Origin of the sequence: Streptomyces boninensis (genome assembly GCF_048572725.1) — a bacterium.
In the GTDB taxonomy this organism is placed as follows: Bacteria; Actinomycetota; Actinomycetes; order Streptomycetales; family Streptomycetaceae; genus Streptomyces; species Streptomyces boninensis.
The window spans coordinates 8,888,021-8,914,313 of the sequence record NZ_CP183837.1 but is presented as its reverse complement, the minus strand read 5'-3'; the positions used below and the strand labels follow the sequence as shown (position 1 = coordinate 8,914,313).

Here is a 26,293-nt window from a genome sequence, read left to right as displayed (position 1 = left end):
GGGCTCACCTCCTGGGGAGCGGCGGCAACGTACGGTGCCATTCGTAAAAGGCGGGAAGGACAGAGCTGAGCACGCGGCAGGCCGTGATGCCGCCCCGGACCGTCCCGATTCGGATGAGTTCATGCTCGGGCGCGTCGACGATCACCCGGACGGCGGCGACGGGGCGCGGGCCCGCCTTGACGGCGGTGCGGAGCGTGGCCGCGGACTCCATGTCGGTCGCGGCGGCGCCCGCGGCCCGCAGCCGGGTCCGCTCGGCGCCGCGTACGACATGGTCGGAGCCGGTCAGCAGCCCCGTGTGGACGGTTATGCCGAGGAGCTCCAGCGCCTCGGCAAGCGGCTCCCGTCCGATGCATTCGACGCGGCCGTGCGCGTCCTCGGTGGCCCCGGCGACGAAGACGTCACCGGGCCGCATGCCGGGTACGAGCCCGGCGCAGAAGCCGGTGGCGATCACCGGCGAGTCGGCGAAGGTGTCCTGGCCGAGCTCCTCGGCGACCACGCGCTCGGCGGCCGCCGGCCCCATGCCGGTGCGTACGAGGGCGACCGGGCCGGCCGCCCCCCGGGCCTCCGGCGAGCCCACTCGGGCCGGCCGGGCCCCGCGCATGCCCGACCGCAGCGCGCGCTGCTCGATACCCAGCGCGCAAGCGATCAGCAGGGGCACGGGGCCGTTCCCCATCAGATGGCGCCCCCTTCTGCGGCGTCAGCCGCCCCCGTGTCGCCCACATACCGGCCGAGGGCGGTGAGCGGGAACACCTGGCGATACAGGTGGTAGTTGATGGAGAAGTCCCAGGGGAAGCCGGTACCCGTGAAGTACGGCTCGTCCCAGGACCCGTCCTCGTTCTGCGTACGGGCGAGGAATTCGACGCCGCGCTCGGTGGCCTTCGAGTCCCGCTCCCCGGCCGCGAGCAGGGCAAGCAGCGCCCAGGCGGTCTGGGAGGCGGTGGACTCGCCGCGGCCGCACCACTCCTTGGCGTACTTGTAGGAGCGCAGGTCCTCGCCCCAGCCGCCGTCGTCGTTCTGTACGGACTCCAGCCAGCCGACCGCCCGGCGGATCGCCGGATGCTTCGCCGGCAGCCCGGCCTCGATCAGGGCCGGGACGACGGATCCGGTGCCGTAGACGTAGTTGACGCCCCAGCGGCCGAACCAGGCCCCGGACTCCTCCTGCTCGGCGAGCAGCCAGGCGATGCCGCGGCGGGCGTGCGGGTCATTGGCCAGGCCTTCGCGGGCCAGCATCTCCACCACATGCGCGGTGACGTCGGCGGACGGCGGGTCGATGACCTCGCCGAAGTCGCAGAACGGCAGTTTGGTCGGCAGCACCGAGGTGTTGTCGGCGTCGAAGGCGCCCCAGGCCCCGTTCTTGGACTGCATGCCCGCCGTCCAGCGGACCCCCTTCTCCACGGCGGAGTCGACCCGCGCCTGGTCGGGATGGTGCACCCGGCGCAGCGCGAGGATCACTTCGGCGGAGTCGTCGGTGTCCGGGTACGTGTCGTTCTCGAACTCGAACGCCCAGCCGCCGGAGGCCAGCCCGGGACGGCGCACCGACCAGTCGCCGCCGGGCTTGGTGACCTGCTCGTCGAGCATCCAGTCGGCGGCCCGTACGAGCGCCTCGTGGTCGGCGGGCAGGCCCGCGTCGGCGAGCGCGATGGTGGCGAGGCAGGTGTCCCAGACCGGGGACTGACACGCCTCGATCATGCGGGTGTCCTCGTCGGGCCAGATCGCGAAGTCGTCCAGCGAGCGCAGGCCCGCCTTGATGACGGGGTGGTCGAGGTCGTATCCGAGGAGGTGCAGCGCGATGATCGAATAGACGGCGGGGGGCTGGATGCCGCCGAAGCAGCCGTCGGCCTCCTGCCGCTCCACGATCCAGGCCGCGGCCTTCTTCAGCGCGGATTTACGGAGCGGGCGGAAGGCGACCTTGTGGTACTGGTGCAGCGCCCGGTCGAGCCGCTGGAAGAAGCCGTCCCAGGTGTTGACCGGGGCGAACGGCTGCGGCGGGTTCGGGTGGGCGGCGTCCGCGTGCAGCTCGTCGATGGGGAACGGGCCCTGCCGCACCGGGCGCTTGGCGGAGACGACGGTGAGGGGCACGATGGTCTGCCGGGCCCAGCTGCCGAACTGGTAGATGTTCAGCGGGAACCACGGCGGCAGATACATGACCTCGGGCGGCAGCTCGGGGAGGTCGTCCCACTTCCACCAGCCGAAGAGCGCCAGCCAGATACGGGTGAAGACGCGGCTCTTGGCCACGCCACCGTGCTCGCGCACCCACTGTGCGGCCGCGGACATGTGGGGCGCGTCGGGGTCGTCGCCCGCCAGCTTCAGGGCTACGTACGCCTCGATGGTGGTGGACAGGTCGCCGGGGCCGCCGTGGAAGGTGTTCCAGGTGCCGTCCTCGAGCTGCTGGGAGCGGATCCATCTGGCCGCGGCGGCGAGCGTGCGGTCGTCGCCGATGCCCAGGAACTGGCGGAGCAGCAGGTCCTCGGCGTCCATGGTGACGTTGGTCTCCAGGTCGCCCTTCCACCAGCCCGCCGCGTTCTGGCGGGAGAGGAGGTGGCCGACGGCGCGCTCTTTCGCCGCAGCAGCGGCCATTAAGACCGAAGGGGCGTCCTTTCCGGCGACCGCGGCCTCGGGGCGGGCTGGTCCATTGCTTCCCTGTGTCGTGGCGGTCAAATTCACTCCCTACGCTTACGCGGTTGTCCGTCAGCGCCGGCGTACGACTACGAAGTCGGCGAGGGCGGTGAGCTGTTCGCGGATGCTGTCGGGCATGTGCACTCCCTCCAGGGCGGCGAGCGCGGTGGTGTACTGCCGCTTCGCCTCCTCGGAGGTCCACTCGCGGCCTCCGGCCTGTTCGATCAACGCGGCCCGGGTCGCGAATTCTTCCTCGTCGAAGGTCACGGTTTCCTCTTCTTTTTCACCGGCACCAAGCTTGGCGTCGGCGGCGAGGAGCCCCGCGAGCTTGTCCGAGGCGGGCCCGCCGGCCTGCAGCGCGGCGCACACCGGCAGCGACTTCTTGCGCTGCCTGAGGTCGCTCCACGCCTGCTTGCCGGTCTCGGCCGGCTCGCCCCAGATGCCGAGGAGATCGTCCACGGCCTGGAAGGCGAGCCCGAGGTGGTGGCCGTAACGCTCCAGGGCGTCGGCGGTCTTGTCGTCCGCGCCGCCGAGGACGGCGCCGATGGAGACGGCGCAGGCCAGCAGCGCGCCGGTCTTGTTGCCCTCCATCTCCAGGCATTCGTCGACCGAGACCCGCTCGCGGTGCTCGAACGACATGTCCTGCGCCTGGCCGTCGATCAGCTTGCGGGTGGCGACGGCGAGCCGCCGGGTGGCGCGCCCGGCCTCGACGGTGCCGAGCTCGAGCAGCACCTCGTTGGCGAGCGCGAAGAGCGCGTCGCCGACGAGGATGGCCTGCGCGGGGCCGTGCACCTTCCAGACGGTGTCGCGGTGCCGGCGCTGCTCGTCCCCGTCCATCAGGTCGTCGTGCAGCAGCGAGAAGTTGTGCACCAGCTCGACGGCGACCGCGCCCGGCACGCCCTTCTCCGGCGGCGCGCCCGCGGCCTCGGCGGAGATCAGAGCGAGGGCGGGGCGTACGGCCTTGCCGCCGTCGCCCGCCGCCGGCTTGCCGGCCGCGTCGATCCAGCCGAAGTGGTAGGCGGCGACGGTGTCCATGGGCGGCGCGAGGCGGTCGACGACCTCGCGGAGCAGCGGGGTGGAGAGCTCCCGGCCGCGCTCCAGCAAAGCGAGCACGTCCACCATGCTCGATGGGTTCGACTCCAGACTGGTCACGCTCTCTCCTTGATATCCGGTGGTGCTCATGCCGCCTCGAGCGTGGCGGGCAGTCCTGCGGTTTCGTACGGGCGGCCGAGACCGGTCAAGGTCGTATGGGCGGCTTTGATGCCGCTGAGCACGGCGCTTTCCATGGTCGCGGGCCAGCCGGTGGCGGTCCACGCGCCGGCGAGCGCGAGGCCCGGCGCGTTGGTGCGCTGCGGCGGGCGGAGCGCGCCGACGCCCGGGGTCGGCGCGAAGGTCGCGGTGCGCTCGCGGGTGACGAAGAAGTCGCGCACCTCGGCGCCGCGGGCGGCCGGCAGCAGCCGCGCCAGCTCCGGCAGATAACGCTCGCGCAGCTCGCTGACGGGCCGGTCGATGTCCTGGTGGACGGCGGACTGGGAGACGGCGAGGTATTGCCCGCCGTCGCCCAGGCCGCTGGTGTCCGTACGATCGAAGACCCACTGCACGGGGGTGCCGAGCGCGGCGAAGAAGGGCCGCTTGAGCACCTTACGGTCGTAGATGACGTGGAGGTTGAGGATCGGCGATGTGCCGATCTTCAGCAGCGCTTCCTTGTCGTCGAGGGCGTCGTCGGGCAGCAGGCCGTGGGCTTCCTTCTGCGGTACGGCAAGGACCACCGCATCCGCCTCGATGCGCTCGTCCTCGCCGGGACCGGTGCCGGCGGTGACGGCCCAGCCACCCTTCTCCAGCGCCTCCAACGACCCGACGCGGGCCCGGAGTTCGGTCCGTACCCCCGCCTCGGCCAGCTCCTTGCGGGCGAGGGTGTCATGCAGCTCGCCGAGCGGGACCTGGGCGATGCCGATGTCGGCGGCGCCGCGGTCGGTGAGCAGCCCGGTCTTGAAGACCATGGCGGCGAGGCCGAGCGAGGACTGCCCGGCGGTGGCGTTGAGGGTGGCGACGCCGACCAGGTCCCACAGCGCCCGGACGGCCCGCTCGGACTGGCCGTGCCGGCCGAGCCAGGTGGCGAAGTCCTCGCGGTCCAGGGCCGGGTCTGCGAGGTCGAGGCCCTTGAGGGCGAGCGCGGCGCGGCCGACCCCGGCCCGCTCGGCGAGCGACAGGTGCGGGTAGCGGAGCAGGCTGGCGGCCAGGTGCAGCGGTACGGGCAGATTGCCGCGCTGCAGCCGCCCCAGCTTCCGCGTCTCGGCATGCAGCACGGGCACGTCGAGCCGGTCCTGCAGCGGCGCCAGATGCCGGCCCTTCACACGGTCGAGGAACCACTGGTAGGCGGCGCAGCAGCGCAGATAGACATGCTGGCCGTTGTCGATGGTGAGCGGTCCGGCGGCCGAGTCGCGGGCGAAGGAGAAGGCAAGACCGCCCAGCCGCGGCCGCGACTCCAGCAGCGTGACGCGCACGCCGGCGTCGGCGAGGGTCAGCGCCGCGGTGGTGCCGGCGAGGCCGCCGCCGACGACCACCGCGGTGGGTGCCTCGGTCATGAGCCCCCCTTGGTCATCACGGCGAAAGACGCGGTCGGCGAGGCGGAGGGTTGCCCGCCGCTTGCGGGAAATTGGGCGGTGGTACTGGCGGTGATACGGGCGGTAACGGTGGCAGCACGCTCCATCCCTGGCCCGCCGGGGGCGCGGTCACACATCACATCCGCCTCCGGGCGACCTGCCGCGCGTCCAGGCCGCTGAGCCCGCGCACCGCGACATAGGCCTTCTCCCGGCCGGGCAGCGACACCCGGCCGCGCAGCACGGCCTCCGGGTCTGCGGCGATCCGGTCGAGAAGTCTGCGGTAGATGCCGGCCATGGCGGCGACGCAGGCGCCGCTGCGCCGGTCCAGCATCGGCAGCAGCCGGAACCCCTCGGCGAACAGGGCGCGGGCGCGCCGCACTTCGAAGTGCACCAGACCGGCGAAGTCGGAGCCGGGCGGCGGCGTGGCCGAGCCGAAGCCGGCCGAGCAGCCGAACTTGGCGAGGTCCTCGGACGGCAGGTAGGTGCGCCCGTTCTCGGCGTCCTCGCGCACGTCGCGCAGGATGTTCGTCAGCTGCAGGGCGAGCCCGAGCGTATCGGCGTACTCGGGGGCGCGATCCGCCCCGCGCGCGCCGGGCACGGTGCCGAAGACGCCCAGCGAGAGCCGGCCGATGGCCCCGGCGACACACCGGCAATACGCCTTGAGGTCGTCCCAGGTCTCGTACTCCTCGCCGCGGACGTCCATCAGCACCCCGTCGATGAGCTCGTCGAGCCCGCCGAGCGGGATGGGGAACTGCCGCGCGGCATGCGCGAGCGCGACGGCCACCGGGTCGGTGTCGTCCTCGTCGATCTCCCCGTCTCTGATCTGCCGCAGCAGCAGCCGGGTGTCCTCCAGGCGCGCGAGCTTCGCGTCGTCAGGAAGCGGCCCGTCGCCGATGTCGTCGACCCGGCGCGAGAAGGCGTAGAGGGCGGACATCGCATAGCGCTTGGGCGCGGGCAGCAGCCGGATGCCGTAGGCGAAGTTACGGGCCTGGGTGCCGGTGATGGCCTCGCAATAGCCGTACGCGGCGAGGACCTGCCCGGATGCGTACGGGGCGTGCGTGCGGGCTGCTCCAGTCATGATGCGCCTCACCCTTTCCGTCGCAGAGTGGCGCCCACCTCGCGCAGCAGCAGCGGCTTGGTGGGCTTGGGAGGGCCGGGGAGGGTGTCGTAATCCGCTGCCGCGATCGCCTTGAGTGCGGCGCGCCCCCCGGCCACGAACCCAGCGAGCAGCAGTCGGAGCCGGCCGCTGACGCTGCCCACGAGCGGGGCGCCCTCGTCCAGCAGGCGTGCGGCGCGCTCGGCCTCGAAGGCGATCAGCGCGCGCACATGGTCATCGGCGGTCGGCATCGACAGGTCGCGCTCGCTGACGCCGAAGCGCTTCATGTCCTGGGACGGGAGGTAGATCCGGTCGCGGGTGAAGTCCTCGGCGACGTCCTGCAGGTGCTCCACGATCTGCAGCGCCGTGCAGATCGCGTCGGAGTGGCGGATCCGCTCCGGCGAGGTGACATGGGCGAGCTCCAGCACCATCCGGCCGACCGGGTTGGCGGACAGCTCGCAATAGCCGAGCAGGTCGTCGTACGTGTCGTAGCGCCGGATCAGCTGATCCTGCCGGTTGGCCTCGATGAGGCCGAGGAACGGCTCCCGGCTCATCGCATGGCGCCGGACGGTGGGCTGCAGGGTTTTGAGGAGCGGGTGCCTCGGGGTGCCGTCGAAGACCCGGTGGGTGTCGTCCTCGAAGGCCTTGAGCAGCCCGAGCCGGTCGCCCTCCCAGTGCGGCCCGAGGCCGAGGAACGCCGCGTCGGCGCCGCCCGGCGCCAGGTCGCCGTCGCCGATGTCGTCGACGAGGCGGGCGAAGCCGTAGACGGCCATCAGGTCGGCCCGCCAGGCGCGCGGCAGGAAGAACGGCGCCACCGGGAAATTCTCGGTGGCTGCCTGGTCCAGCACGGCGCGCTCGCCCTTGTCGGGCCCGCGCCTGTCCCCCTTCACTCTGGCGGAGACGGCGTTTCGCACCTTTTGGTTGCCGCCGCTCACCGCTTGCTGCCCGAGCGTGACCCTGGAGCGGGTGCGGAGTCGGTGGGACAGAGGCCGCGGGCACCTCGACGCCTGTTGTCTCGAGTTGCCAATGCCGTCACGCCTCCCGTTCTACACCGATCCCTCAGACCAATCTATTTCGGACACGCCGCACAGGGGTATACGCCCGCTGAGCTGCGTCGCTGCCGGTCGGTGGGGCCGTTTTGGACCGGCTTGCCACTGATCGGCACGGTGCACAGCGTACGCCGTACATCTGACATGCGTGAGCCAGGGTGTACAGCTTGCTGCGACAACAGATCACGATCGCCGAAACTTCCCGTTACGCGTGGGACTTGACCGTTCTTTGACTACGAGGCGTCCGCCGGGAGCGTCAGCCCGGCGACCACGGTCCCGATCGTCCGCTCGATCACCGCGTCCCGGACCGGCTCCGGAAGCTTGGACAGCGGCCCGTCCAGAATCAGCATCACAAGCCCGTGGACGGCCGACCACGCCGCGAACTCCGCCCCCTCGCGGACGCCCGGCCGCATCACGCCGGCCGCCTCCAGCCCGTCCAGGGTCTCCACGAGCATGTCGAAGGACCGGAACTCGTCGCCCTCCCCTGGCTGCCCGCCGTCCCACGGGTGGTCGCCGACGTGCGGGATCCGGCAGAAGGCCGCCCGGTAGAGGCCCGGCTCGGCCAGGGCGAAGCGCACATAGCCGCGGCCGATCGACCACAGCCGCTCCCGCGCGGCCTGCGCCTTGTCGCCGCCGTCCGGGATCGCCGCCACGCCGCGCTGCATGGAGTCGGCGAGCTCCCGCTGCCCGCGGACCTTCACGGCCTGCAGCAGGTCGGCCTGGTTCGCGAAGTGCCGGTACGCGGCCGTGGCCGACACCCCGACCCGCCGCGCCGCCTCCCGTAGCACCACGGCCTCGGGTCCGGCGCCGCGCGCGAGCTCGGTCGCCGCCTCAACCAGCGCGTTCTGCAGGTCCCCGTGGTGATAGGCCGAGCGGCCGCCCTTACTCGCACTCATGGTCGCATCATGCCCGATGTTGACAGCATTAACATCCCCTGGGACAGTCCATGTTGACATCGTTAACTTCCCCAGGGGGGACCGCATGTTGCTACGCATCGCCAATCTGGCCGTACGGAGAGCAAAGCTCCTCACCGCCCTGTCGGTGGTCGCCGTCGTCGCCATGGCCGCGCTCGGCTTCGGCGCGTTCGGCAAGCTCAGCTCCGGCGGCTTCGACGATCCGAATGCGCCGTCGACCAAGGCCGCGGACCGCATCGAGGACAAGTTCGGCGGCGATACGAACCTCGTCCTGCTGGTCCGCTCCACCAGCGGCGGCCTCGACGCCCCGGCCGCCACCGCCCGCGGCAAGGCGATCACCGCCGGGCTGAAGGACGAGGCGACGGTCGGCGGCGTGCTGTCCTACTGGGACCGCGGCGGCAAGGACCTGCTCTCCCGCGACGGCACCCAGGCCCTGGTCCTCGCCCATGTGAAGGGCGGCGACAAGGAGCAGGACACCAATGCCGAGAAGCTCATCGACAAGTACGGCGGCGAGCGGGACGGCGTGCGCGTGCAGGCGGGCGGCAACACCGCCGTCGGCAAGGACGTCTCCGCCCAGGTCGGCAAGGACCTCGCCGTCGCCGAGACGATCGCCGTACCCATCACCCTGATCCTGCTGGTGCTCGCCTTCGGCAGCCTGATCGCCGCGCTGCTGCCGCTGGTCATCGGCCTGATCGCGATCCTCGGCACCTTCGCCGAGCTCTATCTCATCGGCAGCGTCACCGACGTCTCGATCTTCGCCCTGAACGTCACCACCGCCCTGGGCCTCGGCCTCGGCATCGACTACGGCCTGCTCCTGGTCAGCCGCTTCCGCGAGCAGCTCGCCCACGGCGACGACGTCGCCGACGCGATCCGCCGCACCGTCACCACCGCGGGCCGCACCATCGCCTTCTCGTCGGCGACGATCATCGCGGCGCTGGCGGCGCTGCTGCTCTTCCCGATGTTCTTCCTGCGCACCTTCGCGTACGCGGGCATCGGCGTGGTCGCGATCGCCGCGATCAGCGCGCTCTTCGTCGTACCCGCGCTGCTGATGCTCCTCGGCCACCGCGTCAACAAGGGCCGGCTGCCCGGCTCCCGCGCCGTCCGCCGCCCCGACTCCGCCTTCTGGGGCCGGCTCGCGAGCACGGTCATGCGCCGCCCGGCGCTCACCGCGCTCCCGGTGCTCGCGGTGCTGCTCGCGGCGGCGAGCCCGCTGCTCGGGATCTCGTTCGGCACCCCTGACGAGCGGGTGCTGCCGGAGAGCGCGGAGAGCCGGCAGGTGGCGACGGCGATGCGGGCCGGCTTCGACGCGAACGACGACTCGGCCATTCAGGTGGTGACCACCAGGGGCGTGAGCGACGCCGAGCTCGACCCGTACGCGGAGAAGCTCTCCCGGCTGCCCGGCGTGGTCCAGGTGAACGCGAGCACCGGCACGTACCACGACGGCGCGGCGGAGCCCGCGGGGCCGGCGGCCGCGACGATGACGCGGCCGGACGCGCAGCGCCTCACCCTCACGCACGACCTCCAGCCGCGCTCGGACCGGGCGCAGGATCTGGTGACGGCGGTACGGGACGTGCCCGCCCCCGCGCAGGCCCTGGTCGGCGGGACCGACGCGCGGCTGGTCGACGCCAAGGACTCGATCGGCGACCGGCTGCCCCTCGCCATCGCGTGGGTGGCGGTGACGACCTTCGTGCTGCTGTTCCTCTTCACGGGGAGCGTGGTGCAGCCGCTGCGCGCGCTCGTGCTCAACACGATCAGCCTCACGGCCGCCATGGGCGCGATGGTGTGGATCTTCCAGGACGGCCATCTGAGCGGGCTGCTGGGCTTCACCGCGCAGCCGATGGATACGGCGATGACGGTGCTGATGTTCGTCATCGTCTTCGGTCTTTCGATGGACTACGAGGTGTTCCTGACGAGCCGCATCAAGGAGCTGCACGACGCGGGCGCGGAGCCCGCGGAGGCGGTGACGACGGGGCTTTCCCGTACCGGCCGGATCGTGACGATGGCGGCTGGGCTGCTGGCGGTGTCCTTCTTCGCCTTCGGCACCAGCTCGGTCAGCTTCATCCAGATGTTCGGCCTGGGCAGCGGCCTGGCGATCCTGATCGACGCGGTGGCCGTACGGGGCGTCCTCGTGCCCGCCGCGATGCGGATCCTGGGGCGGACGGCCTGGTACGCCCCGGCGTGGCTGCGCCGCGTACACGGCAAGGTCGGCGTAAGCGAAACACCGGAGCCGAAAGCTCCGGTGAACGCCTGACTCCGGCTGAGAAGGGGGCGGGCTACTTGCCCGTCTCCTTCTCGTACGCCTTGAGGACCTCGTCCGTCGGGCCGTCCATCTGCAGGACGCCCTTCTCCAGCCACAGCACCCGGTCGCAGGTGTCCCTGATCGACTTGTTGTTGTGGCTGACGAGGAAGACCGTGCCGGCTTCCTTCCGGAGCTCGCGGATGCGGGCTTCGGAGCGCTTCTGGAACTTCTTGTCGCCGGTGGCGAGGGCCTCGTCGATCATCAGCACATCGTGGTCCTTCGCCGCGGCGATGGAGAACCGCAGCCGGGCCGCCATGCCGGAGGAGTACGTGCGCATCGGAAGGGTGATGAAGTCGCCCTTCTCGTTGATCCCGGAGAAGTCGACGATCTGCTGGTAGCGCTCGCGGATCTGCTCCCTGGACATGCCCATCGCGAGGCCGCCGAGGATGACATTGCGCTCGCCGGTGAGGTCGTTCATCAGCGCCGCGTTCACGCCGAGGAGCGACGGCTGGCCGTCGGTGTAGACCTTGCCGCTCTCGGCCGGCAGCAGCCCCGCCACCGCCTTGAGCAGCGTGGACTTGCCGGAGCCGTTCGAGCCGATGAGGCCGATGGCCTCGCCGCGGTACGCCGTGAAGGACACGCCGCGCACCGCGTGCACCTCGCGCAGCCGCGGGGACGGCTGGCGCTTGATGATCCGGTTCAGGGCCGCGGTGGCGCTGCCGCGCCCGCCGCCGCCCATCACGCGGTAGACGATGTGCAGGTCGTCGCAGATGACCGTGGGGACATGGCTGTCCGCCGGCTTGCTGTCCTCGATCGCTCCCTGCTCAGCCACGGCCATACCGCTCCTCAGCCTTCCAGAAGTACACGAATCCCAGCACGCCGAAGAGGACCGCCCAGCCCAGCGCCAGCCACCACGCATGCGGCGCGATGTCGTGGATCGAATAGTCACTGATCAGCGAGAAGCGCATCAGATCCATGTAGACCGACACCGGGTTCGCCTGCAACACGTCGGCCACCCAGGTCGGGGCGGTCGTGTTCTTCTCCAGCATCGCGTGCAGCGGGAACATCACGCCGGACGCGTACATCAGGGTCCGCAGCACGAACGGCATCAGCTGCGCCAGGTCGGGCGTCTTGCTTCCCATCCGCGCGAAGATCATCGCAAGGCCGATGTTGAACGTGAACTGCAGGGCCAGCGCCGGCAGCACCAGGAACCAGCGCCACGTGGGCCACTCCTGGAAGCCGAGCAGGATGATCAGCAGCACGATCATCGAGAACAGCAGCTGCTGGAGCTGCTGCAGCGAGAACGAGATCGGCAGCGAGGCGCGCGGGAAGTGCAGCGCCCGCACCAGGCCGAGGTTCCCGGTGATCGAGCGCACGCCGGTCATCACGGACTGCTGCGTGAACGTGAAGATGAAGACGCCGATCACCAGGAACGGTACGTAGTTGTGCTTGCCGCCGGGGACGCCGTCCCGCGCCCCCAGGATGATCCCGAAGATGATGAAGTACACGCAGGCGTTCAGCAGCGGGGTGGCGACCTGCCACAGCTGCCCGAGCTTCGCCTGGCTGTACTGCGCCGTCAGCTTGGCCTGGGAAAAGGCCAGGATGAAGTGCCGCCGGGCCCACAGCTGCCGCACGTAACCGGGCAGCGTTGGCCGGGCTCCGCTCTGCGTCAGACCGTACTTGGCGGCCAGCTGGGCAGGAGGCAGACCCTCGTCCGGCGAATAGCCCGGCGGGGCACCCGTAGCCGTATCGCTCACTGTCTTCGCGTCTTCCCGTTCTCGAGTGCGTATCGCGCTGAGTGCTTGTACGAGCGTGTCAGATAACCGGCGGGCGTCCCAGCCGGGTCAGCCGCCATACCGTACGCCACTTCATGGGGCGCCTTGGACCGCAGGGGGTGCTCCAGCCCTCTTTGAAGCCACCGAGCCACGCCTTCAGCGCGGACGCGGACGGCTTCCGCAGCACCGTGAGGGCGAACCAGATCCCGAGGTAGAGCGGGATCAGGAGGGCCGGGAGGTTGCGCCGGGCGAGCCAGACGCGGTTGCGGGCGACGTTGTGGTGGTACGTGGCGTGCCGCGACGGGGGCATGGTCGGGTGGTGCAGGACCATGTCGGCGCGGTAGTCGATGTGCCAGCCGGCGTCGAGGGCCCGCCAGGCGAGGTCGGTCTCCTCGTGGGCGTACCAGAACTCCGCCGGCAGGTCGCCGACCTCGGCGAAGACCTTCGTACGGACGGCGTTGGCGCCGCCGAGGAAGGTCGTCACCCGGGAAGACCGGAGCGGGTCCGCGGCCCGCAGCCGCGGGACGTGCCGGCGCTGGGTGGCGCCGGTGTCCGGGTCGGCGATGCGGAAGCTGACGATGCCGAGTTCCTGGTCGCCGGCGAAGGCCTCGCGGATCAGCTCGCCGGTGTCCTGGCGCGGGAGCAGGCCGTCGTCGTCGAGGAAGAGCAGCACGTCGACGTCCTGGCCGTGCTCGCCGAAGGCGTCGATGCCGACGTTGCGGCCGCCGGGGATGCCGAGGTTCTCCGGCAGCGGCACGGCCCGTACGCCCTCGGGAAGGGCGGTGGGCTCCGAGCCCTGGAAGACCACGACGGACTCGATCGGGGCGCCGTCCTGCTTGGCGACCGAGTCGAGCAGCGCGCCGAGCTCCTCGGGGCGGGTGCCCATGGTGATGATCACGGCGCCGAGCTTCAGCTGTTCATCCGGCATTGAGGTCACCGCAATCTGCTTGAGGCCAGGATGCTCACCAGGTGCAGGACCGTCTGCAGGACCGCGATTGCGGCCAGCACGGCGACACCGAGGCGCGTGAAGAAGAGGTCACCCCGGATCATGTCCAGGACCGACAAGGCGAGGATCAGCAGCGTGGCCTCGATGCCGAGGATGAGCCGGTGGAACTTCAGCGCCGCGGCGGCCTTGCGGGCCAGCGCCATGCCGGAGGAGCGCTGCTCGGCGGCGGACTCCTTGACGACCGGCAGACCCTGCTGATGGCGGGCCACGCCGACCAGGTCGGTCTCGGCCTTGATCATGATGGCGCCGAGCGCGGCCAGGGTGCCGAGGAAGGCCCACAGCCAGTCGATCCGGCCCTCGCCCCAGATGTCCGCGGCGCGCAGGCCGAAGCCGAGCAGCACGGCGGCGTCGAGGAAGTACGCGGCGACCCGGTCCAGGTAGACGCCGGTCATCGAGTACTGCTTCTTCCAGCGGGCGAGCTCGCCGTCGACGCAGTCGAAGAGCAGGTAGAGCTGCGCCATGAGGACGCCGAGCAGCGCCCCCGCCACCCCGGGCACCAGCAGCGCCGGGGCGGCGAGGACGGATGCGACCGTCATCACGTAGGTCACCTGGTTGGGCGTGACCTTGGTGTTCACCAGGTGCCGGTCGATGCGCAGCGAGATCTCGCGCATGTAGAGCCGGCCGCCCCAGTGCTCACCGCTCCGCCGGTCCTTCACCCCGGCGGGGTGAACCACGGGGCGGAGTTCAGCTACTGACGGCTTTTGCATAGTCGGCGTACGCGTCCCTGATCTGGTCGGCGGAAAGGTCGAGATGCTCGAGGATGGTGTAGCGGCCGGGGCGGGTCTGCGGCGCGAAGAGGATCGCGTCGACCAGGTCCTGGTCGCTGTAGCCCATCTCGCTGGCCAGCACCGGCAGGCCGTGCCGGCGCAGGGTGGCAGCCATCTCCTTGGCCGTGTCGACGTCGCCGCGCAGGAACGTGGCGAAGGTGCCGCCGAATCCGCACTGGTCCCCGTGCGGCGAGTTGCGCTTGGGGAAGAGCAGGTCGAAGGCGTGGCAGATCTCGTGGCAGGCGCCGGACGCGGGCCGCGAGTCGCCGGCCACGGACATGGCGAGGCCGCACATCACGAGGCTCTCGGCGAGCACGCTGAGGAACTCGTCGTCGCCGATGCCGCCGGGGTGCCGCAGCACCGCGTGCGCGGACTGCCGGGCCATGGCGGCGGCCAGGCCGTCGACCGCCTCGCCGTTGACCTTCTGGGACAGCTCCCAGTCGGCCACGGCGGAGATCTTGCAGATCACGTCGCCGATGCCGGCCCGTACGAACGCGGCCGGGGCGTCCCGGATCACGTCCAGGTCGATGACCACGCCGATCGGGCTCGGCACGCCGTACGAGCCGCGGCCCGCGTCGTTGTCGAGCGTGGCGACCGGGGAGCACAGGCCGTCGTGGGCGAGGTTCGTCGCCACGGCGACGAGCGGCAGGCCCACCCGGGCCGCGGCGTACTTCGCGCAGTCGACGACCTTGCCGCCGCCGAGCGAGACGACCGCGTCGAAGCGGCCGGCCCGCCTTATCGACTCGGCCAGCTTGACGGCGCCGTCAATGGTGCCGTCGGCGTCGTCGAACCAGTCGGCGCCGGGGAAGGACGGCGCGAAGCGCTCCTTGAGCGCCTGGCCCGAGCCGCCGCTGATGGCGAAGGCGAGCTTGCCGGTGGGGGCGATGCGCTGGTCGCTGAGGATCGTGGCCAGGTCGTCCAGCGCGCCGGCCCGGATGTCTACGACAACCGGGCTCGGCATCAGCCGGGTCAGTACTGGCACGCGATCTCCCTGCCCTTGGCGAGGTCGTCGTGGTTGTCGATCTCGACCCACTTGACGTCGCCGATCGGCTCCACGTCGATCTTGAAGCCGCGGTTGACGAGCTCCTGGTAGCCGTCCTCGTAGTACAGGTCGGGGTCGCGCTCGAAGGTGGTCTTCAGCGCGTCGGCGAGCTGGTCGGCCGCGTCGCCCTCGATGAGGGTGACGCCGATGTACTCGCCGGTGGCCTCGGCCGGGTCCATCAGCTTGGTGATCTTCTGGACGCCCTTCTCGGGGTCCGCGACGACCTTCATCTCCTCGTCGGCGAGGTTCTTCACCGTGTCGAGGGCGAGGATGATCTTCTTGCCGCCGCCCTGGGCGGCGAGGAGGGTCTTCTCTACGGAGACGGGGTGCACGGTGTCGCCATTGGCGAGGATCACGGTGTGCTTGATCGCGTCGCGGCCGCACCAGAGGGAGTAGGCGTTGTTCCACTCCTCGGCCTTGTCGTTGTCGATCAGCGTGAGCTTGAGACCGTACTTCTGCTCCAGGGCCTCCTTGCGCTCGTACACCGCCTCCTTCTTGTAGCCGACGATGATGGCTACCTCGGTGAGGCCGATCTCGGCGAAGTTGCCGAGGGTGAGGTCGAGGATGGTGGTGTCACCGTCGACCGGCACCAGGGCCTTGGGGAGGGTGTCGGTGTAGGGGCGCAGTCGCCGTCCGGCGCCTGCCGCCAGCACGAGGCCGATCATGCGGGTTCTCCTGATTCGTCGTGTACAGCGGGTGCTCCGGAAGAGACCCAGAAACGGATGCTCTCTGCGAGCACCACTAGTGCCAGGGCCACGGCCAGCGCCGTGAGCGCGATCGTGAACCCTGAATCGTTCAGCAGGGCAGCCGCCGCTACCACCAGCAGCGTCCGTCCGTCGTGCCCGCCGATCGCCCGCACCAGCCAGTGCGGAGGTGCGCCGGTGCCGCCGCGGATGCGGTACACCGTGTCGTAATGATGGTAGGCGACCGCGGCCACCAGCCCGAAAGCCGCGGGCAGGGCGCCGGGGGCGTCCGACTTGGCGGCCAGGACCAGGATCGTGGAGTATTCCGCCGCGCGGAAGATGGGCGGCACCAGCCAGTCGAGCGCGCCCTTGAGGGGCGCGGCGACGGCCAGGCCAGCGAAGATCACGTAGAGGACCGCGCCCGCGAAGGTCACCCAGGAACCGCCGGTGATCAGCGCGTCCGCCAGCAGGTTTACGGCGCCGATCCCGGCAAAGACGGGCGCCAGGTAGCCGCCGGCCTTTCGCTTACGGGCCGTGCCCCGGGCCACGCCCTCGGCGAGCGGGCCGGTGTCGGCGAGCGAGGCCAGCGCCTCGGCGGCGCGGTCGGTGCGCTCGGCCCTGCGGGTGAGCGACCTGAGCACGCGCCCGGCCGTGGTGTAGCAGGCGGCCAGGGCGCAGCCGATGAGGAGCGCGTAGAAGACGATCCGGGGTGTGGTCAGCGCCGTCAGCACGGCGATCATCGCCCAGCGCTCACCGATGGGCAGCACAATCATGCGCCGCAGCCATACGGTCCAGCCGACGCTGTCGAGCTTGTCGGAGAGGGCCGCGGTGGGGCTCGTATTGCCCTGGGCGTCGTGGTTCGCCTCGTTGAAGGAGAAGTCGACGACATGGCGGGCGGTCTGCAGGATCATCGCGCCCAGCGCGAGCGCCCACACGTCGTCGCCGTCCGCATTGGCCGCGCCCAGCGCGAGGCCCGCGTAGTACGCGTACTCCTTGGCGCGGTCGAAGGTGGCGTCGAGCCAGGCGCCCATCGTCGAGTACTGCAGCGAGTAGCGGGCCAGCTGGCCGTCGGTGCAGTCCAGGACGAAGGAGAACAGCAGCAGCACGCCGGCGGCGACGAAGCCGGGGCGGGTGCCGGTGGCGGCGAGCCCGGCCGCGATGACGGCGGTGATGAGGCTCGCGGTGGTGACCTGGTTCGGGGTGAGGCCGCGGCGGGCGCACCAGCGCGCGATGTACTTGGAGTACGGGCTGATGAAGAAGGTGGTGAAGAAGCCGTCGCGGGCCTTCACGATCGAGTTGAGCCGCGCCTTCTCCTCGTTGACGGCCGCGACCGAGTCCTCGGCCTTGGCGCGGTCGGTGAGGTTCTGCGGGGTGGCGGCGACCAGGACGCCCAGCTCGGGGCGGGTCAGCGCGAGGCCGTCCGCCTCCAGCTGGGTGGCGAGCTGGTCGGCTACGCCTCCTATCGACTGGCTGCGCATGGCGGCGCGGGAGAGCGCGGCGCGCGCCTCGGGCTGCGCCGTTACGGCGCCTTCGATGGCGGCGGCGGGCCAGCGCGGGTCCGTAAGGGCGAGGCGGAGGCTGTGGCGGTGGCCGACAAAGCGGCTGTCGACGAGCGCGATGCGGCTCGCGTGCGGCTGGGTCCCGGCCTCGGCCTCTGGGAGAAGGGCGAGCACCGTGGCGGCGTCGGCAATGTCCGCCGCTGTCTGGATGTCGTCGAAGCCCAGCGCCCTGAGGTCGCCGTCGAGGGGCGAATCGGGCACGGGCGGGCCGATGACGATTGCGGTCCGCAGTCGAACTCACTCCTTGACAGCACAGCGGCAGGGCAGGGGCACCGCCCCGTCCCCCAACCGGCCGGCGGCATGTCGGCAGAGGTTAGCGGATCCCCGTGCGGATGGGTTCGCCGCCCAGCCAACCAGGAGGGGCTCGAATGCGATCATCATGGTGCATCGCCGCTGCGCGGTACAAGCTGAGCACGCGTGGCGCGGGCTTGACCTGGACGGATCCGGCCATCGCGGGCGGGTGCCGGGCAGGTGTCGGCGCGCATGTCACAGGTTGTCCACAGGCCTCGCCCGAGGGTGCCGGTGCCCGGATACGCTGCAGGCATGACTTGGCTGATCACAGGCGGCGCCGGCTTCATCGGCGCACATGTTGTACGGGCGCTGCAGGCCGCGGGCGAGGGCGTGGTGGTGCTGGACGACGTGTCGGCCGGCTTCCCCGAGCGCCTCCCGGCGGACGTCCCGCTGGTCCGCGGCTCGGTGACGGACCGCGCCGCCGTTGACCGCGTCATCGCGGACCACGGCATCACGGGTGTGATCCACACCGCGGCCAAGAAGCAGGTCGGCGAATCGGTCGAGCAGCCGCTGATGTACTACCGCGAGAACATGCTGGGCCTGACCACCCTGCTGGAGGCGGTGGCAGCGGCCGGCGTGCGGCGCTTCGTCTTCTCCTCCTCAGCCGCGGTGTACGGGTCGGTGGATGTGGAGCTGGTCACCGAGGAGACCCCCTGCCACCCGCTCTCTCCGTACGGGGAGACGAAGCTGGCCGGCGAATGGCTGGTACGCGCGGCGGGCAATGCCCACGGCATCGCGACGGCGTGCCTGCGCTATTTCAACATCGCCGGGTGCGCGACCCCGCAGCTGGCCGATACGGGGGTGTTCAACGTCATCCCGATCTATTTCGACCGGCTGACGCGCGGGGAGGCGCCGCTGATCTACGGAGATGATTACGACACACCTGACGGCACCTGCATCCGCGACTACATCCATGTGGTCGATCTCGCCGACGCCCACCTTGCGGCGGCGCGCTATGTCTCCCGGCCCGACGCCGTCGACGCCGGCGACATCACGGTGAATCTGGGCAGCGGCACCGGCGTGTCCGTACGCGAAATGGCCGATGTGATCGCCGACGTCACGGGCCGCCACGAGCCGGCCGCCCGGGTCGTGGAGCGCCGCCCCGGCGACCCCGCCAAGGTCGTGGCGTCGTACGAGCGGGCGGAGAAGGAGCTCGGCTGGACCCCGCGGCGCGATGTCCGCGACATGGTCACCTCGGCGTGGGAGGGCTGGTGCCTGCACCACCCGGAGGCACGTGTCCGCTGATGGCAGCTTCGGGAGCGTTTCCGCAGGTCAGACGATGACAACGGTGTTCAGCTTCGTGTTGCTCCTTACCCCCACCCCGTAGTTCACTGGCCCCGTAAGACGGCGGTTACGGACCGCTACCGGACCGATGGATCCACCGGATCCGCTGGGACTACGGAAGGCTGCGCCATGGGGGCAGGGCACGACCACGGGCATTCCCACGGGCCACCACCGGGCGCCTCGGGTACCGCGGCGGCGGCATACCGGGGGCGGCTGCGCATCGCCCTGGGCCTGACCACGACGGTCCTGGTAGCGGAGATCATCGGCGGCGCCCTGACCGGCTCCCTGGCCCTGATCGCGGACGCGGGCCACATGGCCACGGACGTCATCGGCCTCTCCATGGCCTTGATGGCCATCCACTTCGCCAACCGCCCATCAGCCGAACGCCGCACCTTCGGCCTGGCCCGCGCCGAAATCCTGGCGGCCCTCGCGAACTGCCTGCTCCTCTTCGGCGTAGGCGGCTACATCCTCTACGAGGCCATCAAGCGCTTCGTAGAACCCACAGAAATCGACGGCGGCCTAACCCTGATCTTCGGCTCCATCGGCCTGGTAGCCAACCTGATCTCCCTCTCCCTCCTGATGGCAGGCCAACGCGAAAGCCTGAACGTCCGCGGCGCCTTCCTGGAGGTCGCCGCAGACGCCCTGGGCTCGGTCGCCGTCCTGGTCTCCGCCTTGATCATCATGCTCACGGGCTGGCGCTACGCGGACCCGATCGCCTCGATCGTCATCGGCGCCATGATCATCCCCCGCACCTTCAAACTCCTCCGCGAAGCCATCGACGTCCTCCTGGAAACGGCCCCCAAGGACGTAGACATCGCAGAGGTCCGCCAACACATCCTCGACCTCCCCGGCGTGGAGGACCTCCACGACCTCCACGTCTGGACGATCACCTCAGGCATGCCGGTCCTCTCGGCCCACGTGGTGGTGAGCAAGGAAATGCTCGACGCCGTGGGCCACGAAAAGCTCCTCCACGACCTGCAGGAATGCCTGGGAGATCACTTCGACGTCGAGCACTGCACCTTCCAGCTGGAGCCCGTGGGGCACGCGGACCACGAGGTCAAGCTCTGTCACTGAACAGGGATGTCGCCGTAAGGAGCCCGCGCTACAGGCCGTCCCGGTCGTGCCAGTGGTGCTGCCACCGTCCGTCGACCGGTTCGTCGGACGGCTGGTGGCGGATGTCGGTCGAGAGGCGGATGGCTCCGTCCGGGTCCCGGTTGTCCAGGGACGCGTGGATGATGCGGGCGTCGTGGATCATCAGGTCCCCGGCGGCGAAGCCGGTGACCAGCCAGCGGGCGTCGTAGGCGTCGGCGAGGGCGGGCAGGTCGGCGGTGATCGACGCGGCGGGGCGCTTGCGGGTGCCGGCCGCCTCCTCTGCCCGTATGGCGTGGTGGCTGCCCTCCAGATAGATCAGCGGCCCCCGTTCGAGCGGGCAGTCGCCCAGCGGGATCCAGGAGGAGACGATGCGGTCGGTTCCTTCGCGCAGGTAGACGAGGTCGTAGTGGGCCTGCGTCGCGGTGCCGATGCCGGTCTCGCCGGGGCCGACGTGCCGGATGATCTTCCGGCGGTGCAGGTGCACCCGCTCCGTCCCCAGGAACCACCGGTGGAACGCGACCAGCCGCGGCTCCCGGCACAGCCGGTCGTACGCCTCGCCGGGGACGATGTCCCGGAACAAGGTGTGCCGCAGCCGGGCCCGGTCGATTCCCTCCGGGGCTCCCGCGATGCCGCGTACCGGATCCGAGCCCTCGCGGATGAGTCCGCTGGCCGCCAGCCGCGTGAAGTAATGCCGCCGGAACTCCAGCACCGTGGCCGCGTCGAAGAACCCCGGCAGATACAGATATCCATCGCGGTCGAACCGGGCCCGCAGCCGGGAGAGTTCGGCACGCTCCGCGTCCGGTACGGGCTCCAGCGGTCCGAGCCGTCGCGGGCTCGGGTCGAGAGCGTAGCCGTTGGAGGTCAGGGCTTCTTTCGGAGTCAGGGCTTCTTTGGGAGTCAGGACTTCTGTCGATTCCGGGGACGGATACGGTGTCATGCCGATGATGGTGCTCGACTGCTCGAGCAAGGTGTCAGGTACAGATTCGGCCTGGCACTTGGACTTCTGTCGATAAGGAACGCCAAGGAACGCCGGTGACCAGATCCACCGCCTACTACCCCACGCCGCCAACCGGCCTGCGTGACCTCGGGCTTACCGTCAGCGGTGTCGGCCTCATCCTCGATCAGGACACCTGGCGCGCCGACCGCACCCTGCCCTGCCACGCGGGCATTCTGGTGACGGCCGGATCCGGGCAGCTGACCCGGCAGGATCGGGCCGGGCGGTTCCCGGTGCGCGCAGGCACGTTCTTCTGGCTGCCGGCCGGTGTCACGCACGGGTACGGGCCTGACCCCGGTGGCTGGTCGGAGTACTGGGTGCTGTTCGACGGCCCGGCCGCCGGCTGCTACTCCGGCCTCGGATACCTCGGCGGCGGGCCGCCCGCACTCGAACCCGAGCGCCCCGGGGAGGTCAGGGAGCTGCTGCTGCGGCTGCTGCGGCTGGGCGGGCAGCCCGAGTCGCTGTCCCACCACGTCGCCGCCGCAGGCACGATGCACGCGCTGATCAGCGCCGTCGGCACGCGTGGCGCGGCCGACGACCCGGCCGAGCCCGGCCGCCTGGCCATTGGCCGCCGCGCTCTCGAACTCCTCACCCGCGCCGTCGAGGAGCCCGTCAGCATCGGCGCGGTCGCCCGCCGTCTCGGCGTGTCCCGGGACACCCTGTCCGTGGCGGTCCGGGAGCTGACCGGGTCCACCCCCAGCGACTATCTGACCCGCCGACGGCTGGACCGCGCGAAGGCGCTGCTCGCGGAGACGGACCGGCCCGTGGCGGCGGTGGCCCGGAGCGTGGGCTATCCGGACCCCGCCTACTTCACCAGGGTGTTCACCCGGAAGACCGGCGTGCCCCCGTCGGTCTTCCGGCAGCAGCAGAAGTCCTGACCGCGGTGCCGCTCACGCCTCAGCCGCGGTACGTCTCCAGCAGCCGGAGCCAGATCTCGCTGATCGTCGGGTAGGACGGGACCGCGTGCCACAGCCGCTCGATGGGGACCTCGCCGGCGATGGCGATGGCGGCTGACTGGATGAGTTCGCCTACTGCTGGGCCTACGAAGGTGACGCCCAAGAGGATCTCGCGGTCGAGGTCCACGATCATGCGGGCGCGGCCCGTGTAGCCGTCCGCGTACAGGCCGGAGCCCGCCACGCCCGCAAGGTCGTAGTCGACGGCCCGTACCCGGTGGCCTGCCGCTTCCGCCTCGGCCAGCGTCAAGCCCGCGCTTGCCGCCTCCGGGTCCGTGAAGACGACCTGGGTGACCGCGGCGTGGTCGGCGGTGGCGGCGTGGGCGCCCCAGCGGTCGGTTTCCAGGAGCGGGACGCCTTCCGCGCGGGCGGTGATGGCGGCGCCGGCGATTCGAGCCTGGTATTTGCCCTGGTGGGTGAGGAGCGCGCGGTGGTTCGCGTCGCCGACCGCGTAGAGCCAGTCGCTGCCCTGGACGCGGAGGGTCTCTTCGACGTCCAGCCAGGAGCCCGGCTCCAGGCCCACCGTCTCCAGGCCGATGTCCGACGTACGCGGGGCGCGGCCGGTCGCGAAGAGGATTTCGTCGGCGTCCAGCGTGGAGCCGTCGTCGAGGGTCACCGTGACCGTGTCGCCCGCACGGGCCACCCCCGCCACCCCGACGCCGGTGCGTACGTCCACGCCTGCCTCGGCGAGCGCCGCAGCCACCAGCTCGCCCGCGAACGGCTCCATGCGAGCGAGCAGCCCTGATCCTCGTACGAGCATCGTGACCTGGGAGCCGAGGGCCTGGAAGACCGTGGCCATCTCGGTGGCCACCACTCCCCCGCCGACCACGACCAGGCGACCGGGTACGTGGTCCGCGCTGGTCGCCTCCCGGCTGGTCCACGGCTTGACCTCGGCCAGGCCCGGCAGGTCGGGGAGGGCCGCGCCGGTGCCCGTGCAGACGGCGACGGCGTGGCGGGCAGTCAGGGTGGTAACCGTGCCGTCGGCCGCGGTGACCGTGACCGTACGGGGCCCGGCCAGCCGGCCGTGGCCGCGGTGCAGGTCCACGCCGATGGATTCGACCCACTTGACCTGGCCGTCGTCCTTCCAGTGGCTGGTGTAGTCGTCGCGGTGCGCGAACACGGCGGCCGGGTCCAGCGGGCCCTGCACCGACTGGCGCAGCCCCGGCACCTTGCGGGCGTCGGCGCGGGCGATCACCGGGCGCAGCAGCGCCTTACTGGGCATGCACGCCCAATAGGAGCACTCGCCGCCGACCAGTTCGCTCTCCACGATGGCCGCGCTCAGCCCGCCGGCCCTGGCCCGCTCGGCCACGTTCTCCCCCACCGGGCCGGCGCCGAGCACCACTACGTCGTAAGTCTTGGCTTGCGTCATAGCCCCTAGTGTTGTCACAAGAGCAGCGCGCGGCCACGTTGGCACGGCCTCGGAATGTGTACGGCTTGCGGGCGGTTGTCGAGAAGGACACACCAGACAGAGAAGAGGGCAGGCAATGAGCGGCACCACCGTGGAGCTCACCAAGGAGAACTTCGACCAGACGGTCAGCGAGAACGAATTCGTGCTGCTCGACTTCTGGGCGTCGTGGTGCGGCCCCTGCCGGCAGTTCGCCCCGGTCTACGAGAAGGCCGCCGAGGCCAACCCCGACCTGGTCTTCGGCAAGATCGACACGGAGGCGCAGCCCGAGCTGGCCGCCGCGTTCGGCATCCAGTCGATCCCGACGCTGATGATCGTCCGCGACCAGGTGGCCGTCTTCGCGCAGCCGGGCGCGCTCCCGCAGGAGGCGCTCGACGACGTGATCGGCCAGGCCCGCAAGCTGGACATGGACGAGGTCCGCAAGTCGGTAGCCGAGCAGCAGGCCCAGGAGTCCCAGGAGGGCTGAGCCTGCCGGCCGGGCACAAGGGCACAAGGGCACAAGGGTCACCGCCGCAGCTCCGCGAACCACCGGATGATCTCCGGCGTCGCCGCCGCATTCGACCCCAGGTGCCGCGAGCCCTGATAGTCGGCGGCACCGAGGTCGATGACCGGCGCACGCACACCGTTCTTCCGCAGCGCCCCCGCGCAGTGGTCGGTATTGGCGGTGGCGGCCTGCTCGTCACCGCCCGCCATGTACAGCCGCAAAGGCGCCCGCGGCGCCCAGTCGGTGCACACCGCATCGGTCGCGCGCAGCCCCTCCGCCAGCCCGCCCGTCGGCTGCGCGAGCAGTCGGCGGCCGGCTGGGGTCAACAGCTCATCGATCGTGTCAGGCGTGCCCCGCATCAGCTGTTCACCCGTGTGGGCGCCGTCGAAAAGCGCCTCGATCCTGCTGTCGTACGGGGCCTGGAAGACCTCGCCGGGCCGGTCGTAGACGTGGTGCACGCGGTTGAAGGCCACCAGCGTGTACGCCGCGTACAGCACGCTCGACTTCGGCTCCAGCTCCCCCGCCAGCAGCGCGGGCAGCTCGGCGCCCCCGAAGTCGTACGCGCCGCTCACCGGCGCCAGCGCGCCCAGCCGGAACCACCGGTCCTCCCCCGCCTGCAGCGCCCTGCCGAGCCCCAGCGCCGCCGACGCACCCTGCGAGAAGCCGGTCGCCAGGACATCGCGGTCCAGCACATGCCCGGTACGGGCCGCGAAGGCGCGGGCCGCCCGCAGCATGTCCAGGGATGCCGTGGTCTCCGAGGGGACGTCCATCCAGGGGTGCAGGCCCGGGCCCGTACCCAGGCCGAGATAGTCGGGCGCGACCGCGGCGGCGCCGGCGGCGGCGTGCGCGATCACGGGTGCGGCGTGGAAGTGGGCGCGCTGCATGGACGGCGCGTCGCTCTTGTGGCTGCCGGTGCCGTGTCCGTAGGAGACGGTCGGCAGGCGCTTCGCGCTCTTGAGCGGCAGCGCGAAGAGGCCGCTGGCGGTGGTGGGTCTGCCGTGTGCGTCGATGGTCCGGTATTCGAGGCGGTACGCGGCTACGCCGTGCCGGACGGTGTCGGCGTCGAAGCCCGCTTCGGCGAGCTCGGCGGCCACGGACCGGGTCGTCGTGAGCGTATAGAGCTTCTCGGCGGAGACGAGAGTGCCCCGGCCGTGCGACTCCTGCTCCTCCTGGGCGTGGGCGGCGGGCTCCGCGGCGGCGGCCGCGGCAAGGCCCGGCCCGCTCAGGAGCAGGCCGCAGCAGAGCGCTGCCACGCCCACCCGGGTTGCGGTGCGTGTTGACGATGCGGCGAAGGTGGCCACGATAGTCCTCCAATTCCGGTTTGATTACGGCCACTTCAGCCTCGCGCGGCACGCCCGGGCGCACACTGGTGCCACCCCCAGAAGATCATCGGGTGCCTTCCCCCGTCCCCCGCCGCGATCAGCATTGATCAACGCTGACAAGATGCCGTCATGCCTCACATCACGGTTGACTACTCCGCCTCGCTCTCCGGCACCTTCGACGAGCGCGCCTTCGCCGCCGAGCTGCACCCGCTGACCGTCAAGGTCATCGACACCGCGATCGGGAACTGCAAGACACACTTCCGGTGCCTCACCAACTCCGTGGTGGGCGACGGCGGCCCCGACCAGGCCGTGGTGCACGTGGAGTTCGGGATCCTCGCGGGCCGCTCCAAGGAGAAGAAGGCGGAGCTGACCGAGGCCGTGCTGGACCTGGTTATCGCGCACACGGCCGGGGCCGAAGGGCTGACCGTGCACTCCTCGGTCGACGTGCACGAGACGAGCGAGGCCTACCGCAAGCACACCGCCACCCGGTAGCTACGCCCCCGCCGCAGGGCGGTCGACGCGGTACAGATGGTGGGTCCAGTCATCGACCGGATTGTCCGGCTTCAGCTCCCCCGTGCCCACCCGCGTGAAGCCGGACTTCTCCAGCGCCCGCCAGGAGGCCGGGTTAGCCGCGACCACCGGCACCAGGATCGCCGGCACGGCCGGGTGATCGGTCCAGATGTGATGGACCGCCGACCGGATCATGGCCGTGCCGCGGCCCTTGCCGGTCTCTTTCTGATCGCCGATCAGGTAGTCGATGGTCATCGCGCCATCAGGCACGGCCACCAGCGCCCCCAACTCCGCCGCGTACTCCGGATAGTCACGCAGATAGCAGCGCTGCAGCAGCCCCAGCGGGCGATCGTCCACCAGCGCCAGCAGATCCTCCGACGGCTCCTCCCCGCCCGCCGCCGGACCGAAGTCCCGCTCCACCGCCTCCGGCGTCGTGTCGTGATACCACCAGCGCTGCACGTGCGGCTGCTCGAGCCACCCCCGCAGCAGCGCGAAGTCGCTCCGCTCCAGCCTGCGCCACGTAATCCCCACGGGCCCACGCTAGCGCCCCGCACACACGCGCGGTGGACACGGACGAGCGACGCCGGCAGCCCGGCACGGGCCGGCCGC

Annotated in this window: 24 protein-coding genes; 6 read left to right on the top strand and 18 right to left on the bottom strand. The window is 70.9% G+C overall.

Annotated elements, in window-relative coordinates; genetic code table 11:
* Positions 1 to 4: 4 nt before the first annotated feature.
* From ACNNMR_RS40165 to ACNNMR_RS40135, 7 genes are all read right to left on the bottom strand, one after another.
* Positions 5 to 673, bottom strand: a complete 669-nt coding sequence (locus ACNNMR_RS40165) for a 1-hydroxy-2-methyl-2-butenyl 4-diphosphate reductase (RefSeq protein ID WP_419999668.1) — start codon at positions 671 to 673, stop codon at positions 5 to 7.
* A complete protein-coding gene (shc, locus tag ACNNMR_RS40160; RefSeq protein ID WP_419999667.1) occupies positions 673 to 2,658 on the bottom strand; it encodes a squalene--hopene cyclase in 1,986 nt (661 codons plus the stop codon). The genes ACNNMR_RS40165 and shc overlap by 1 nt, the downstream gene beginning before the upstream one ends.
* Positions 2,659 to 2,688: 30 nt before the next feature.
* Positions 2,689 to 3,738 carry a polyprenyl synthetase family protein gene (locus tag ACNNMR_RS40155; RefSeq protein ID WP_420000640.1) on the bottom strand — a complete coding sequence of 350 codons (1,050 nt, stop codon included), beginning with the start codon at positions 3,736 to 3,738 and terminating at the stop codon, positions 2,689 to 2,691.
* 56 nt (positions 3,739 to 3,794) lie between these two features.
* On the bottom strand, positions 3,795 to 5,201 hold the full coding sequence (gene hpnE / locus ACNNMR_RS40150) for a hydroxysqualene dehydroxylase HpnE (RefSeq protein ID WP_419999666.1): 1,407 nt from the start codon (positions 5,199 to 5,201) through the stop codon (positions 3,795 to 3,797).
* 154 nt (positions 5,202 to 5,355) lie between these two features.
* On the bottom strand, positions 5,356 to 6,297 hold the full coding sequence (gene hpnD / locus ACNNMR_RS40145; protein WP_419999665.1) for a presqualene diphosphate synthase HpnD: 942 nt from the start codon (positions 6,295 to 6,297) through the stop codon (positions 5,356 to 5,358).
* Between the two features lie 8 nt (positions 6,298 to 6,305).
* Complete coding sequence (gene hpnC, locus ACNNMR_RS40140) at positions 6,306 to 7,205, bottom strand: squalene synthase HpnC (protein ID WP_419999664.1); 900 nt, start codon at positions 7,203 to 7,205, stop codon at positions 6,306 to 6,308.
* Positions 7,206 to 7,597: 392 nt separating this feature from the next.
* A complete protein-coding gene (locus tag ACNNMR_RS40135) occupies positions 7,598 to 8,260 on the bottom strand; it encodes a TetR/AcrR family transcriptional regulator (protein WP_419999663.1) in 663 nt (220 codons plus the stop codon).
* A gap of 85 nt (positions 8,261 to 8,345) precedes the next feature.
* Here ACNNMR_RS40135 and ACNNMR_RS40130 point away from each other — a divergent pair, with 85 nt between their 5' ends.
* Entirely contained in the window at positions 8,346 to 10,529 is a 2,184-nt protein-coding gene (locus tag ACNNMR_RS40130; protein WP_419999662.1) for an MMPL family transporter, read from the top strand.
* A gap of 22 nt (positions 10,530 to 10,551) precedes the next feature.
* Here ACNNMR_RS40130 and ACNNMR_RS40125 read toward each other — a convergent pair whose 3' ends face one another.
* The 7 genes from ACNNMR_RS40125 to ACNNMR_RS40095 are packed head-to-tail and all read right to left on the bottom strand — an operon-like array spanning position 10,552 to position 17,580.
* On the bottom strand, positions 10,552 to 11,355 hold the full coding sequence (locus ACNNMR_RS40125; RefSeq protein ID WP_419999661.1) for an ABC transporter ATP-binding protein: 804 nt from the start codon (positions 11,353 to 11,355) through the stop codon (positions 10,552 to 10,554).
* Entirely contained in the window at positions 11,342 to 12,274 is a 933-nt protein-coding gene (locus tag ACNNMR_RS40120) for an ABC transporter permease (RefSeq protein ID WP_419999660.1), read from the bottom strand. Before ACNNMR_RS40120 ends, ACNNMR_RS40125 begins: the two co-directional genes overlap by 14 nt.
* A gap of 58 nt (positions 12,275 to 12,332) precedes the next feature.
* Positions 12,333 to 13,205 carry a glycosyltransferase family 2 protein gene (locus ACNNMR_RS40115; RefSeq protein WP_420000639.1) on the bottom strand — a complete coding sequence of 291 codons (873 nt, stop codon included), beginning with the start codon at positions 13,203 to 13,205 and terminating at the stop codon, positions 12,333 to 12,335.
* A gap of 20 nt (positions 13,206 to 13,225) precedes the next feature.
* Entirely contained in the window at positions 13,226 to 14,005 is a 780-nt protein-coding gene (locus ACNNMR_RS40110) for a CDP-alcohol phosphatidyltransferase family protein (RefSeq protein ID WP_419999659.1), read from the bottom strand.
* Complete coding sequence (locus tag ACNNMR_RS40105) at positions 13,983 to 15,047, bottom strand: iron-containing alcohol dehydrogenase family protein (protein ID WP_419999658.1); 1,065 nt, start codon at positions 15,045 to 15,047, stop codon at positions 13,983 to 13,985. Before ACNNMR_RS40105 ends, ACNNMR_RS40110 begins: the two co-directional genes overlap by 23 nt.
* Entirely contained in the window at positions 15,035 to 15,772 is a 738-nt protein-coding gene (locus ACNNMR_RS40100; protein ID WP_419999657.1) for a sugar phosphate nucleotidyltransferase, read from the bottom strand. Before ACNNMR_RS40100 ends, ACNNMR_RS40105 begins: the two co-directional genes overlap by 13 nt.
* The gene (locus ACNNMR_RS40095) at positions 15,769 to 17,580 is read right to left on the bottom strand and encodes a DUF5941 domain-containing protein (RefSeq protein ID WP_420000638.1); all 1,812 of its coding nucleotides are present in this window, start codon (positions 17,578 to 17,580) and stop codon (positions 15,769 to 15,771) included. The genes ACNNMR_RS40100 and ACNNMR_RS40095 overlap by 4 nt, the downstream gene beginning before the upstream one ends.
* A 312-nt stretch (positions 17,581 to 17,892) precedes the next feature.
* Here ACNNMR_RS40095 and galE point away from each other — a divergent pair, with 312 nt between their 5' ends.
* Complete coding sequence (galE, locus tag ACNNMR_RS40090; RefSeq protein ID WP_419999656.1) at positions 17,893 to 18,885, top strand: UDP-glucose 4-epimerase GalE; 993 nt, start codon at positions 17,893 to 17,895, stop codon at positions 18,883 to 18,885.
* Between the two features lie 168 nt (positions 18,886 to 19,053).
* Positions 19,054 to 19,998 carry a cation diffusion facilitator family transporter gene (locus ACNNMR_RS40085; protein ID WP_419999655.1) on the top strand — a complete coding sequence of 315 codons (945 nt, stop codon included), beginning with the start codon at positions 19,054 to 19,056 and terminating at the stop codon, positions 19,996 to 19,998.
* A gap of 28 nt (positions 19,999 to 20,026) precedes the next feature.
* On the opposite strand, the gene ACNNMR_RS40080 is transcribed toward ACNNMR_RS40085, so the two are convergent.
* Entirely contained in the window at positions 20,027 to 20,953 is a 927-nt protein-coding gene (locus ACNNMR_RS40080; protein WP_419999654.1) for a phytanoyl-CoA dioxygenase family protein, read from the bottom strand.
* Between the two features lie 95 nt (positions 20,954 to 21,048).
* On the opposite strand from ACNNMR_RS40080, the gene ACNNMR_RS40075 reads away from it, so the two are divergent.
* Entirely contained in the window at positions 21,049 to 21,888 is an 840-nt protein-coding gene (locus ACNNMR_RS40075; protein WP_419999653.1) for an AraC family transcriptional regulator, read from the top strand.
* Positions 21,889 to 21,907: 19 nt separating this feature from the next.
* Here the strand turns inward: ACNNMR_RS40075 and ACNNMR_RS40070 are convergent, their stop codons facing one another.
* The gene (locus ACNNMR_RS40070) at positions 21,908 to 23,332 is read right to left on the bottom strand and encodes a dihydrolipoyl dehydrogenase family protein (RefSeq protein WP_419999652.1); all 1,425 of its coding nucleotides are present in this window, start codon (positions 23,330 to 23,332) and stop codon (positions 21,908 to 21,910) included.
* A gap of 115 nt (positions 23,333 to 23,447) precedes the next feature.
* On the opposite strand from ACNNMR_RS40070, the gene trxA reads away from it, so the two are divergent.
* On the top strand, positions 23,448 to 23,834 hold the full coding sequence (gene trxA / locus ACNNMR_RS40065; RefSeq protein ID WP_419999651.1) for a thioredoxin: 387 nt from the start codon (positions 23,448 to 23,450) through the stop codon (positions 23,832 to 23,834).
* 38 nt (positions 23,835 to 23,872) lie between these two features.
* On the opposite strand, the gene ACNNMR_RS40060 is transcribed toward trxA, so the two are convergent.
* Positions 23,873 to 25,105 (bottom strand): lipase, encoded by a 1,233-nt coding sequence (locus tag ACNNMR_RS40060; protein WP_419999650.1) that lies wholly within the window; start codon positions 25,103 to 25,105, stop codon positions 23,873 to 23,875.
* Positions 25,106 to 25,303: 198 nt separating this feature from the next.
* Here ACNNMR_RS40060 and ACNNMR_RS40055 point away from each other — a divergent pair, with 198 nt between their 5' ends.
* The gene (locus ACNNMR_RS40055; RefSeq protein ID WP_419999649.1) at positions 25,304 to 25,666 is read left to right on the top strand and encodes a 5-carboxymethyl-2-hydroxymuconate Delta-isomerase; all 363 of its coding nucleotides are present in this window, start codon (positions 25,304 to 25,306) and stop codon (positions 25,664 to 25,666) included.
* On the opposite strand, the gene ACNNMR_RS40050 is transcribed toward ACNNMR_RS40055, so the two are convergent.
* Positions 25,667 to 26,215 (bottom strand): GNAT family N-acetyltransferase, encoded by a 549-nt coding sequence (locus ACNNMR_RS40050; RefSeq protein ID WP_419999648.1) that lies wholly within the window; start codon positions 26,213 to 26,215, stop codon positions 25,667 to 25,669.
* Between the last annotated feature and the right edge of the window lie 78 nt (positions 26,216 to 26,293).